Genomic DNA, 12,474 nt, shown 5'->3' with positions numbered 1-12,474 from the left:
CACACGACTATCAGTGATGGCCGGGGCGGCGCTGCTGATCACGCCGATCATCCTGACCTGCTCGCGTGGAACCCTGCGAGTCCTGCTGCCCCTGCTCCTGCCGCTGCTCCTGCTGCTGGCGCGGCATCTGCTTGGGCATCTTCTTCGGCGCCTTCTTCGACTTATCAGCCATCTCCACACGGTCCTTTCCGAGGGATAAAGGGATAAAGCCTTCAACGCACTGTCCGACGCAATCCACCTCGCGTGCGGGGCGTCCCACGCCTGACTTCTCCCACGATAGGCACCATTACGCCGCAAGGGTAGAGCTGAGCAGTAAATAGGCCAACTACCAGCGCATATGCGGCGTGTCCGGCAATTGATGAATTGTCACGGCCGTCGCCAGGCGGAAACCAGTTCGTCCGGTCCCCACCACTGCGCGACACCGGCATCGGAGGTTATTCCGCAACGGGATACCGCCACCAAAGCGGTATCCGGATCGGTGCCGGGAATGGCTAGCAGTGACCGGGTGAGGGCGTCGTAATCGTGGCGGTCGAAAGGGTGGTTTTCCAGCCATTTGATCGAGCCGACGAAGTGAATGGATTTCGCGACGGGGGATCGGTCGGTGCCGATCAGGTCTACCTCGGGGGTGTTGGTGCGGTTCCACCAGCCGCCGACTTCTTCTGTGTCGGGCCAGTTTTCGTCGGGGAGCAGGCGCAGCAGTGACGCGCGAATGAGGGGTTCGACGGCGCGGCCGCGCCAGGACGTCCAGGATCGCTCGATGCGGGCCAGGGCCAAGTCACCGCGGCCGCGTTCTACGAGGGGAAGGCTGCGTTCGAGGAAAGCGAGCCAGAAACGCAAGTAGGAGTCGGTGATTCGGTAGCGCTTGTTCTTCGTATCGGCGACAGTCGATACCGGATAATCGGCCGCGACGATTCGCTTGTCCTGCAACGTTTTCAGCAGGGGGTTGAGAGTGCCGGCCGGGAGATCGCCCTGGGAGCCTGCCTGCGCGGCGATGGTGCTGAAGGTGCGTTCGCCGCTGCCGATTGCCTGCAGGACCGCGCGGGAACGGGTGCCTTCGGGGAACTCGCCCAGTAGCGATAGTTCGCCTGCGACCAACAGCGGGGACAGGGGGTCGGCGGTGGATTCGCGTAGGAAGTCCAGGCGGTCCATGCCCGGTCGCCATGAGGTCAGGATCTGCGGGAAGCCGCCGGTGATCAGGCGGGCGTCGATGGCCGCGGCTGCGTCGAGGCCGGTCATGGTTTGCACGTCCGCGACATCGAGCGGTTCAACCGTCATTTTGGTCGCGCGGCCGAAGAACGGGCGATCGCGGGCACCGAGCGCCTCCATGACCGAGATATCGCTGCCGACCAGGATCAGCAACACCGGTTTGTTGGACAGGTCCCGATCCCAGACCGTCTGCAGCGCGCCCTCGAACTCGCGGTCCTGCTCGACGAGCCACGGCACTTCGTCGATGACGGCGATCGATGGTCGATCGTCCGGAACGGCGACGGCCAGTGCCCGGAGAGCCTGGTTCCAATCGGTGGCCGACAGCCCGCGGATCAGGTCCGCGCCCGGGGAGCCCATACGGCTGGCGGTCTCGACGAAATCGGCCCGCTCCGCGCTGGGATTGCGGCCGCGGGTCGCCTGGAACACGGTGTACGGGACGTCGGCCCGGTCGCAGAACTCCTGGATGAGGCGTGATTTACCCACTCGGCGGCGGCCGGTGACGATGACTGCGCGACCGGGTGTGCCTGCCGCACCGTCGGTGACCAAGCGGAGTTGATGCGCGATGAGCTCGAGATCTCTGGTTCGGCCGGTGAACTCCATGCAGGCACCTAACTGAGATGGAATCTTACTAAGATCAGATCTTACTAAGATTGAATCTTAGTTTAGTCAGGAGGGGATCGGGAGGAACTCGACCAGGTCGCCGTTGGTGGCGTTCGGGGGGACTATTACCAGGCCGTCTCGGTTGATGAGGCCTGCCAGGTGGGCGGTGCGGATGGTGGGGTCACCGAGGTAGCCACCTTGGGGGGCGTGTTGGGCGGGGGTGATGCGGGTGACGGGGGCGGTGATGTCGGCGGCGTTGTGGAGGGGGGCCAGGATTGTTCGGGGGAGGGGGGAGGCGGTGCGGGCTGAGACGATGGCGGGGGTGAGGGCTAGCAGGACGGCGATGGCGGCGAAGGGGTTGCCTGGTAGGCCCAGAATTGTTGGGCCGGTGGGGAGTTCGGCCACGACGGTGGAACCGCCGGGGCGGAGGGCCAGGCGGGGGACCAGGATGCGGGCTTCGGCTCGGGCGAGGGCGGTGCGGAGTTGGTCCGCGGCGCCGCCGCCGGTCGCGCCCACTACCACCAGCAGGTCGACACCTTCGGTGTCGGTGAGCATGTCGTCGAAGCTGTTGGCGGTGTCGCGGAGGTGGACTCGGTCTACTACGCGAACGCCGCACCCGGCCAACAGGTCTGGGAGGACGGGGCCGATCGAGTCGCGGGTCTGGCCGGTTTGCAGGGGGCCGGTGCTGCGAATCTCGTCGCCGGTCATGATGATTCGTGCGCGCACGGGTCCGCGGACCGAGGCGGTGGTGACTTCCACCGAGGCCGCGGCGGAGCGCAGAGCGGCGGTTACTCGGGTGCCCGCGGGGGCTACGAGGTCGCCGATCATTCTGTCCTCACCACTTTTTCGCACGTCGCCGCGGATAGGCGTGTCCGGCAGGCGGTTCAGTTCGTCGCCGGTGATGGTGGCGAACTCGTCGCGCAGGACCGAGGTGGTGCCGTCGGGGACGTGCGCGCCGGTCGCGATGCGTACTGCTTCGCCGGGGAGTAACCCGACAGGCCTTGCGCCGCCGGCGAATCCGATGTCGCGTCGTAGTTTCCAGGGGCCCTCGCCGCAGACCGCGTAGCCGTCCATCGCGGAGACGTCGAAGCGGGGCAGTGCGCCCGCGGCGGTGATCGGTGCGGCCAGTGCGGCGCCGGTGACGTCGGCAAGTTCCGCGTCGTGCGGTGCCAAAGATGTTGTGCCGGAGGCGATGTGCTCGCGGGCTTCGGTGAGGTCGAGGCGGGCTGACGCGCGGGTGGTCGCGAGCGTTTCGCGGGCGAGGCGGACCTCTTCCTCGGTGTCGCAATCGGCGATGTCGGGCAGCTCGATCAGGGCGGTGTGCGCGGGCACGATGGCTTTCATCGGCTGATTCACCAGCGAATCCAGCCCTGCCAGTGCGGCTTCCAGCGCACCGCGTCGCCACACTCCGACGAGATATTGCGGGCGACCGTCGGCATCGATCGCGAAGACGGCATCAGCGGTGGATTCCGTTGCCTCGCGCAGCAATTCGACCACGGTAGCCTCGGTCAGGAACGGCATGTCCGCGGCGAGCACGACGATCCACGGGTTGGTGGCGTCGAGCGCGCTCAGTCCACTACCGATCGCGGCGACGGGGCCCGAACCCGGCGGTACCTCGCGAGCCTGTAGAAAACGTGAATCCAGTTCGGAACGATGGGGTCCGACCACCACGACCCGTGTGCAGTCGCGCACCGACGCCAGGGCCGCGTCGAGCATCGACCGACCTCCGATCACGATCGCGGGTTTGTCCACCCCGCCCATCCGGCTGGCCCGCCCACCCGCGAGCACGATCGCATCGGCGGCGGTCATCGGCTGATTCGGCATCGGTTGATCGGCACGACTGCATGGTAGTCGCGGTGGCAGATCAGCCCGGATTTCGTCCATATCGAACGTGTCATCGGCAGCGAGGTCGTCGACAGACCGGCAACGATCTCACTGCCGCTCGATGGAACGACCGTCCCCTGCACCCACTCGTGCTCGGCGGGGGAGGTCTCCAGAATGCGCCGAAGAGTCAGAGCCTGGCCGTGCGCAAAACGACGCGACCGTCGACGATCGGAACACCTTCCTCGCCGAGCAGACGCAACTGACGCGCGGCCAGATGCGCGGCGGGCCGACCGGACGCGCCGATCACCCGGTGCCACGGCAGGTCGGCGGAGTCGGTGCGCATGATCCAGCCGACCGTGCGCGCCGAGGACAGCCCCGCCGCCGCGGCGATATCGCCGTAGGTGGCCACGCGTCCGGCCGGGATCGCGGCGACGAGTTCGCGGACCTTCTCGACCTGTTCGTCGGTGGTGGCCGCCATCGGGCTACAGCACCCCGGCGATCAGCGCGGCGGTCTCGGCGGGGCGGGCCTGGGCGACCATGTGATCGCAGTCCCACACCTGCGCGGTGAAATCGTCTAGGTGGTCGGTGAGCGCGGCCAGGAACTCCGGCGTCACATACGGCGGCTGGACCTTGGCCGCGCGGACCAACACGGTCGGCAGGTCGGCGGGCGGCAGCACGAACGGGCGCGCCAGCTGACCCCAGTACGAGGTGATCGCGGGCTGGAAGATCCGCCAGCCGACCCGACCGCCCTCGGTGGGCACCAGGTGCTGCGCCAACTCCCGTTCCAGCACCTCGGGATCGACCTCGTCGGGGCCCCACGCGCTCACCTGCTTGTCCGAACGCGCCTCGGCGAGATCGGTGTAATCGGGGGAGGCGAGGTTGGCCTGCGCGACCTGTTCGATCAGCTTCGCGTCGATACCGATCGCGGGATCCAGCAGCACCAGCGCACGCACGAGGTCGGGATGTCGCCGGGCGAGGTGGATCGCGGTGGCGCCGCCGAACGAGTGGCCGACCACCACGACCCGGGCGTCGGTCTCGGCGCGCAGCAGGTCCGCGAGGTCGGCGACGATCGTTTCGAGATCCCACGGCGGCAGCGAGCTGGAACGGCCGTGTCCGCGCAGGTCGGGGGCGATGATCCGGGCCTGCGGCAGGTGCTGGGTGGCCAGGGTTTCCCAACGGTTGCCGTGACCGGTGAGGCCGTGCAGGGCGAGGACGACGGGACCGTCGGCGGGGCCGAAACGGTACACATGAAGAGGCGACACGACTGCCATTCTGGCCGGTCGGACGCGGTCTCGCAGCGTGCCTGGTCGGTAGGGGTGCGCCGGAGTGTCGGAGGGGTCTGTTGCAATAGCCGATGTGGTGCGATCGGATAGCTCGGTGCGACTTGTGCGCCGGACAACGCGGGCGCCCCGGCCGCGAGCCTGGGGCGCGGCTGTTCGCGCGCTGTTCGCGGAGCAAGCCCAGCCCGCGCCGCCTCGCCCCGGCTGGCGACCGTGGCAGGTGATGGGCGGGCCCGGCACGGGGAAGACCGCGTTGCTGGTGGACCTGGTGACGGCGCGGATCGTCGACGGCGCGGACCCGGAGTCGGTGCTGGTGCTCACCCACACCAAGCACGCCGCCGCTGCCTTGCGCGACGCGATCACCCACCAGCTGGGGCCTGCCGCGGGGATCGCGGGAGCCAGCCGCGAACCGATGGTGCGCACGCTGCACTCCTACGCGTTCTCGGTGCTGCGCCGGCACGCCGACCTGCACGGCAACCCGCCGCCGCGACTACTCACCGGTGCCGAGCAGGACGCGGTGTTGCGCGAGATGTTGCACGGCGACCTCGAAGACATCGAGCGGGGCGCACCGGGCCTGTGGCCGCCGCGGTTGCAGCCCGCGCTGGCGCTGGGCGGGTTCGCCGAGCAACTGCGCGACCTGATGTTGCGTGCCACCGAACGTGGTCTCGGCCCCGAGGACTTGATGGCGTTGGGTCGCGAACACGACAACGATGCGTGGGTGGCGGCCGGGCGGTTCTTCGAACGGTATGAGCACGCGTCGATGCTGCGGTGGTCGGTGGGTGTGGCCGCGCCGGAAGCTACCGCGCCTGCTCTGGATGCGGCCGAGCTGGTTGGTGCGGCTTTGGACGCGCTGGTCGGGGATCGGAATCTGCTTGCCGCCGAACGGGATCGGACTCGGTGGTTGCTGGTCGACGATGCGCAGCATTTGGATCCGCAGGCCGCGACGTTGGTGCGGGCGATCGGCAGCGGTAGTGCGAGCACGGTGATCGCCGGTGACCCGGACCAGGCGGTGTTCACCTTCCGTGGTGCGGATTCGGCGTTTCTCACCGAGCTGGACACGGTGGCGCAGCGACGAATTGTCTTGCGGCACAATTATCGCAGCGGTGCGCCGATTCGATTGGCGACTGCTCGTATCGCGGCGAGGTTGCCAGGGAGTGCGCGGCATCGGATTTTGCCGGGACAGGAAAACGACCTGCCGGAAGGCATCGAGTCCGAAGACGGATGGGTTCCGCCTGAAGAACCGTCGACGGATGGGTGGGTTCCGCCTGACGAACCCCCGGACGACGGGTGGGTTCCGCCCGACGAACCCCCCGAGGACGGGTGGATGCCACCCGAGGACCTGCCGCCCGTCGACGAGTCGAGCGTGCGCGTGCGGGTGCTGTCGACACCGGCCAAGGAAGCGGCACTCATCGCCGACCATCTGCGACGCGCACACCTCACCGACGGGGTGCCGTGGTCGTCGATGGCCGTGATCGTGCGATCGGTGCCGTTGTCGTTGGCGCCGTTGCGACGGGCGCTGCTCGCGGCCGGGGTGCCGGTGCGCAGGCCCGCGGTGGCTGAGCCGTTGGCGCGCAGGCGGGGTGCGGCGTGGATGGTGCTCGCGTTGCGGGTGCTGTTGGCGGGGGATTCGTCGCGGCCGGGGTCGCGGCGCGCGATCGACGCGATGTTCTCCGCGGACGACGCGATGGATCTGCTGTCCGGGCCGCTGGGTGGGGCCGATCAGATCGCGCTGCGGCGGTTGCGGCGTGGTGTGCGGCGCAGCGTGTTGGACCTGGAACGTACTGGGGCGCTTGCCGAGTCGTTCGTCGATGGTGCGGATCAGTTCGTGCTGTGGGACGAGACGGTGCCGCCACCGGACATGCTCGAACCCGATCCGATCGACGATGAGTGGTTGCCGCCGCCGGATCTGGAACCTGAACCGGACTGGGATATCGCCGATCGTCTTCCTGACCATCTCGACCTGCTCGATGTCGAAAATCCCCCTGCCGCAAGAACGATCATCGAGGCCGTGTCGGAACCTTCGCGCGCCGAGCCCGCGGTGGCCGCTGTGCTGCTGATCGACCAATCGTCGGCCGAGGTATTGCGCGACCTGATCGTCGGCGTCGGCGAACAGCGACTGCTCGATAAACTCACCGAAGTCGAAGCGGCACCGTTGAATCGCGTGCTGCGGGCGATCGCGAAGGCGAAGGAAACCCAGGCCAGAGGGCAGGGGTTGGAAGACGTGCTGTGGACGCTGTGGACGAGTTCGCGGCTGGAGCGACGCTGGTTCAAACAGTCGCGGCGCGGCGGAGCGTCGGGGATGCAGGCCGATCGCGATCTCGATGCCGCTGTGGAGCTGTTCGATACCGCGGCGGCCTACGTCGACCGGTTACCCAAGGCGAGCATCGACGGTTTCGTCGAATATCTGTTGCACCAGCAACTTCCGCAGCAGGGCAGGCCGCTGACCGTCGAAGGCGAGGCGGTGACGCTGCTCAGCGCGCACGCGGCGGCGGGTCGGGAGTGGGATGTGGTGGCGGTTGCCGCTGTGCAGGAAGGGATTTGGCCGAACCCGAGAGCCAGGGGAACGCTGCTGCATACCGAGGACCTCGTCGATCTGGTGGCCGGGGTCGATCCGAGCGCGACCGTGAGCAGGGGCGCGCCGATCCTGGCCGAGGAGCGCAGGCTGCTGTTCGTCGCGTGCAGTCGTGCGCGGCGGTCGCTTCTGGTGACCGCCGTGGAATCTGTTGCGGGAGACCAGGATCTGGTGCCGTCGCGGTTTCTGGCCGAGCTGGTCGGCGATGACGACAGTGGTGAACCGGGTGCCTTGCCGGTGGTCGATCCCGGTCGTGCGCTGGTGATGCATTCGCTGGTCGCGGAACTGCGCGGGGTGGTGTGCGATCCAGGCACCGAGCCGCAACGTCGCGACCGTGCGGCACGTCAGCTGGCACGGTTGGCAGACGCGGGCGTGCCGGGCACCGACCCCGCGCACTGGTACGGCACCGCCGAACTGAGTTCGGACCGGGAACTGTGGGACGACGACGATTCGCCGATCGGTTTGTCACCGTCGACGGTGGAACTGTTGCGCACCTGCCCGCTGCGCTGGGCGCTGGAACGGCACGGCGGCACCGACGGCGACAACCCGCACGCGGTCAAGGGCAACCTCGTGCACACGCTGGTGCAGGCGCTGGCCGGTGACGTCCCGGAGGCGCAGGTGCGCGCGGCGCTGGACCAGGCGTGGAAGACGGTCGACCCGGCCAGCGGTTGGCATTCGCGGCAGGAACTGCGGCGCACCGAGACGATGCTGGAGACCTTCCTCGGCTGGGTGCGCGCCACCCGCGGTGAACTCACGCAGGCCGGTGTGGAGGTGCCGGTCGACTGTGTGTTGCCCGCGCGCACGGAAGACGCACGGGCCGTGCGGATTCGGGGACGCATCGATCGGCTCGAACGAGATGCGCAGGGGCGCTTCGTGATCGTTGATGTGAAGACGGGCAAGACGCCGGTCAGCGCGAAAGGCGTTGCGGACCATGCCCAGTTGGCGACCTATCAGGTGGCCGCCGCCCATGGCGCGCTCGACGAGGACTCGGATGAGCCTGCGCCCGTTGCCGATCCGGGTGGTGCGCGACTGGTGTACGTCGCCAAGCCCAGTACCAAAACCGGTGCCACCGAACGGGCGCAGAAACCCCTCGACAGCGAGGGACTCGAGCAGTGGCGCACCACGATTCACGATGCCGCCGACGCCACCCGAGGGCCCGGTTATCTGGCAGTGCGCAATGACGGGTGCAGGCATTGTCCCGTCGCGGGCAGTTGCCCGGTGCAGGACACCGGACGGCAGGTGACCGACGAGTGAGCGGCGTGCGCGTCACCCCGCAGCGGTTGGCCGACGCGCTCGGTCTACCGCCCCCCACCGAGGAACAGGCTGCGGTCATCGCGGCGCCGCCGGGCCCGACGCTGGTCGTGGCGGGTGCGGGCGCGGGCAAGACCGAGACGATGGCGGCGCGCGTGGTGTGGATGGTGGCCAACCAGCTGGTCGCCCCCGACGAAGTGCTCGGCCTCACGTTCACCCGAAAAGCCGCGCAGCAGTTGACCTCTCGTATTCGCACGCGGCTGGCACGGTTGGCCGGCGCGCCGCTGCTGCGCGAGATCGACCCCAGTGGGGCGCTGCGCACGATCGTCGCCGCAGCCGAACCGGAGATCAGCACCTATCACTCGTACGCGGGCCGGCTACTCACCGCGCACGGACTGTTGCTGCCGGTGGAACCCTCGGCGGCACTGCTCACCCAAACTCAGCTGTGGCAGCTCGCGCACGAGGTGGTGCGGTCGTGGGACGGCGACCTCGACACCGACCGCACGCCCGTGTCGGTCACCGAGGCGGTGCTCGCCCTGTCCGGGCAGCTCGCCGAACACCTGGTGGAACCCGAACAGCTGGCCGAAGCGCACGCTGAGCTGGAGAAACTGGTCTACACGCTGCCCGCGGGTCCACGGCAACGCGGCGGGCCCAAACAAGAGCTGATCAATGTGGTGACCGCGCAACGCGAACGTGTTGCCCTGCTGCCGCTGGTCCGGCAACTCGCCGAGGCACTGAACCGCCGTGGTGCACTGGATTTCGGCTCCCAGATGTCCCTTGCCGCTCAACTGGCCGTCGACCATCCCGAAGTCGCCGCTGCCGAACGCGCTCGGTTCAAGCTGGTGCTGCTCGATGAATATCAGGACACCGGGCACGCCCAGCGGGTGCTGCTGTCGGCGCTGTTCGGCAATCCCGAAGCGGTGCACAAGAATCGAACGCGAACCGTGCGGGTTCGAGGTGACGCGCAGCCACCTCGCGCACACGAGTCCGACACGCTGTTCCCGATGGATGAGCGGGATTCGGCATCGGCGGTCCCCGGCGAAACCGCCTCTGCGCTTTCAGGGAGCGATGAGCGAGCCCGCAGTGCACAGGCGCTCGCGGTGACAGCGGTCGGCGACCCGATGCAATCCATCTACGGATGGCGCGGAGCCTCAGCGGCCAACCTGCCACGGTTCGCCACCGACTTCCCCACTGCGCCAGGAGTTCCCGCACCGGTACTGCCGCTGCTGACCAGCTGGCGGAACCCGCCGGAAGCATTGGCATTGGCGAACCTGGTCGCCGACCCGTTGCGGATGGTGGCGCGGGCCGCGGGCGGCGCGACAGTGGACGCCTTGCGCGCCAAGCCGCAAGCACACGCGGGCGTAGTCGAGTTCGCACTCACTGAAACCATTGCCCAAGAACGAGATTGGATCGCCGCGCGAATTGCCCGAGAGTGGGAAACCGCACGCGGCAACGATGATCCGCCCCCCACCTCGGCGGTGCTGATCAGGCGCAATGCCGACGCCGCGCCCCTGGCCGAAGCGCTACGCGAGCAGGGGTTGCCCGTGGAAATCGTCGGACTCGGCGGCTTGCTGGCGACACCGGAGGTCGCCGATATCGTCGCCACCCTGCGCCTGATCGCCGAACCGGGCACCGGCAGCGCGGCGGTCCGTATTCTCACCGGCGCCCGATGGCGAATCGGAGTAGCCGACCTGGCCGCACTGGCGCGACGAGCGCGAATGCTGTCCATCGGCAGCCTGTCCGGCGGCGACGCCAACGAGATCACCGACGCCGCAGGCCTGGCCACCGCACTGCGCGAGGTCGCACCCGAACCCACCGAGAAAGCAGGCCTGGCCGACGCCATCGCCGATCCCGGTGCGGCAGACCAGTATTCAGAGGCAGGGTTCACCCGCATCACCGCCCTGAGCGAGGAACTGGCAGCACTGCGCGAACGCAGCGGGCAGCCGCTGATCGAATTCGTCGCCGACGTCGAACGCACCATCGGTGTCGGCGTCGAAACCCAAGCCAGGCGCGCCATCGTGGGCGGCGGCGCCGGACGCGAGCACCTGGACGCCTTCGCCGAGGTGGTCGCCGGATACGCCGCGGACTCGCGGGCCTCGCTGAGCGGTCTGCTCGCCTTCTTCACCGCGGCCGAATCGGTCGAAAACGGCTTGGAGCCAGGCGAAGTCGAGGTTGCGCGCGACCGCGTGCAGGTGCTCACCGTGCACGCCGCCAAAGGCCTGGAATGGGAAGTCGTCGCCGTGCCACACGTGAGCTCCTCGGTATTTCCGTCGACCAATGCCCTGAGCACCTGGCTCGGCGCACTCACCGAACTCCCCACCACCCTGCGTGGCGACCGCATCCAACCCGACTCCGGCGAGGGCGTCCCGGTCCTGGACCTGACCGGCCTCGGCGATCGTGTCGACCTCGAACGCGCGATCGTCGACCACAGGGAGGCCCTGCGGAACCGTCGCCTCGACGAAGAACGCCGCCTGTTCTATGTCGCGCTCACCAGAACCGAACGGGTACTGCTGGTTTCGGCGTACTACTGGCCAGAAACGGGAACCTCGCAGAAGGGTCCTTCGGACTTTCTCCTCGAACTGAAGGAGGCGAACGAGAACCCCGACAGCGAGGCCTACGGCGTGGCCACCATCGCACGCTGGGACGACAAGCCCGCCCCGGACGCGGTCAACCCCTTCGCCGACAACCCTCCGACCGCCCAGTGGCCGCGCGACCCACTGGGCAACCGTCGCGACCCCATCGAACAGGGCGCCGCACTGGTCCGCGACGCCCTCGACCAATTGCGAAGCACCCCAGTGGATTCCGAGGACACTGACACACCAGAGGATGACCCCGAAGGCTGGGTCAACGACGTCGACGCACTGCTCGCCGAATTCACCGCCGCCGAACTAGCCGAACAACAGGTGGAACTACCCGGCCAACTCCCCGCCACCGCCCTGGTCGAACTGCGCGCCGACCCCACCCGCCTCGCCGCCCGCCTGCGCCGACCGCTCCCGTACCCGCCCAACCCAATGGCCCGGCGCGGCACTGCCTTTCACGCCTGGGTGCAATCCTGGTTCGGCACCGAACAGCTCCTGGGCCTGGACGAACTGCCCGGCGCCGCCGACAGCACCACCGAAATGGGCCGCGCCGACCAGGAACTGGCCGCCATGCAGTCCGCGTTCCGCAGATCCGCCTGGGCACACCGCAACCCCGTCGACGTGGAGGTGCCGTTCGAAACCAGCATCGCGGGCACCGTGATTCGCGGTCGCATGGACGCCGTCTTCGCCGAACCCGGCGGCCGCTGGATCGTCGTCGACTGGAAAACCGGCGCCGAACCCGGCCCCGCCGACGAACCCGCCGTGGCGATGCAGCTGGCCGTGTACCGCCTGGCCTGGGCCCGCCTGATGGCCGCCCGCACCGGCGACACCGAACAGCACATGCTCGAACGGGTAAGCGCCGCATTCCATTACATCCGCTCCGGCCGCACCATCGCCCCCACAGACCTGGCAGGCCCCGCCGACCTGGAACGTCTCATCCGCGACGCCGCCCCCGAAAACACCGACACCGCGCCACACGACCACCCATGAGCCGATACGCTGGCGAGCGCCGAAGGCCAGCCCCTCCGGCACGGCCCGACAACGAAGCGGCGCCAGCCGCCAGTTTTCGGCCGCCTTGATCTGGACTGACCAGAGGGTGTGACGAAGGAGCACCCGCCGGGAGGGAAGATCAAGGTACCCAGGCCGAAAACCCGCGGCACCA

At 68.5% G+C, this 12,474-nt stretch carries 7 protein-coding genes; 2 read left to right on the top strand and 5 right to left on the bottom strand.

What is annotated here, in order from left to right; genetic code table 11:
* Positions 1–10 precede the first annotated feature (10 nt).
* The 5 genes from ACFWU5_RS03410 to ACFWU5_RS03390 all read right to left on the bottom strand — a co-directional run bounded on the left by ACFWU5_RS03410 (position 11) and on the right by ACFWU5_RS03390 (position 4,901).
* Entirely contained in the window at positions 11–172 is a 162-nt protein-coding gene (locus ACFWU5_RS03410; protein ID WP_379240288.1) for a hypothetical protein, read from the bottom strand.
* Between the two features lie 194 nt (positions 173–366).
* Positions 367–1,806 carry an ATP-binding protein gene (locus tag ACFWU5_RS03405; protein WP_379266017.1) on the bottom strand — a complete coding sequence of 480 codons (1,440 nt, stop codon included), beginning with the start codon at positions 1,804–1,806 and terminating at the stop codon, positions 367–369.
* Positions 1,807–1,872: 66 nt separating this feature from the next.
* Positions 1,873–3,615: an NTP transferase domain-containing protein gene (locus ACFWU5_RS03400; protein WP_379266016.1), complete on the bottom strand. Its 1,743-nt coding sequence runs from the start codon at positions 3,613–3,615 to the stop codon at positions 1,873–1,875.
* A gap of 202 nt (positions 3,616–3,817) precedes the next feature.
* Positions 3,818–4,108 (bottom strand): MGMT family protein, encoded by a 291-nt coding sequence (locus ACFWU5_RS03395; protein WP_379266015.1) that lies wholly within the window; start codon positions 4,106–4,108, stop codon positions 3,818–3,820.
* Between the two features lie 4 nt (positions 4,109–4,112).
* Positions 4,113–4,901, bottom strand: coding sequence for an alpha/beta fold hydrolase (locus tag ACFWU5_RS03390; protein ID WP_379266014.1), 789 nt, complete (start codon positions 4,899–4,901; stop codon positions 4,113–4,115).
* Positions 4,902–5,016: 115 nt separating this feature from the next.
* Here ACFWU5_RS03390 and ACFWU5_RS03385 point away from each other — a divergent pair, with 115 nt between their 5' ends.
* Both ACFWU5_RS03385 and ACFWU5_RS03380 read left to right on the top strand, forming a co-directional pair.
* Complete coding sequence (locus tag ACFWU5_RS03385; RefSeq protein WP_379266209.1) at positions 5,017–8,736, top strand: ATP-dependent helicase; 3,720 nt, start codon at positions 5,017–5,019, stop codon at positions 8,734–8,736.
* On the top strand, positions 8,733–12,302 hold the full coding sequence (locus tag ACFWU5_RS03380) for an ATP-dependent helicase (RefSeq protein WP_379266013.1): 3,570 nt from the start codon (positions 8,733–8,735) through the stop codon (positions 12,300–12,302). The genes ACFWU5_RS03385 and ACFWU5_RS03380 overlap by 4 nt, the downstream gene beginning before the upstream one ends.
* The last annotated feature ends 172 nt before the right edge of the window (positions 12,303–12,474 follow it).

The organism is Nocardia sp. NPDC058640, from assembly GCF_042716995.1.
Lineage (GTDB): Bacteria > Actinomycetota > Actinomycetes > Mycobacteriales > Mycobacteriaceae > Nocardia.
Note: the sequence above shows the minus strand (reverse complement) of the source record. Positions and strands in the feature narration are given on the sequence as shown.

Excerpts from the sequence above, each read along its gene's own strand:
- ACFWU5_RS03400 (WP_379266016.1), bottom strand. The coding sequence starts at position 3,615 with ATGACCGCCGCCGATGCGATCGTGCTCGCGGGTGGGCGGGCCAGCCGG.
- ACFWU5_RS03395 (WP_379266015.1), bottom strand. The coding sequence starts at position 4,108 with ATGGCGGCCACCACCGACGAACAGGTCGAGAAGGTCCGCGAACTCGTC.
- ACFWU5_RS03390 (WP_379266014.1), bottom strand. The coding sequence starts at position 4,901 with ATGGCAGTCGTGTCGCCTCTTCATGTGTACCGTTTCGGCCCCGCCGAC.
- ACFWU5_RS03405 (WP_379266017.1), bottom strand. The coding sequence starts at position 1,806 with ATGGAGTTCACCGGCCGAACCAGAGATCTCGAGCTCATCGCGCATCAA.
- ACFWU5_RS03410 (WP_379240288.1), bottom strand. The coding sequence starts at position 172 with ATGGCTGATAAGTCGAAGAAGGCGCCGAAGAAGATGCCCAAGCAGATG.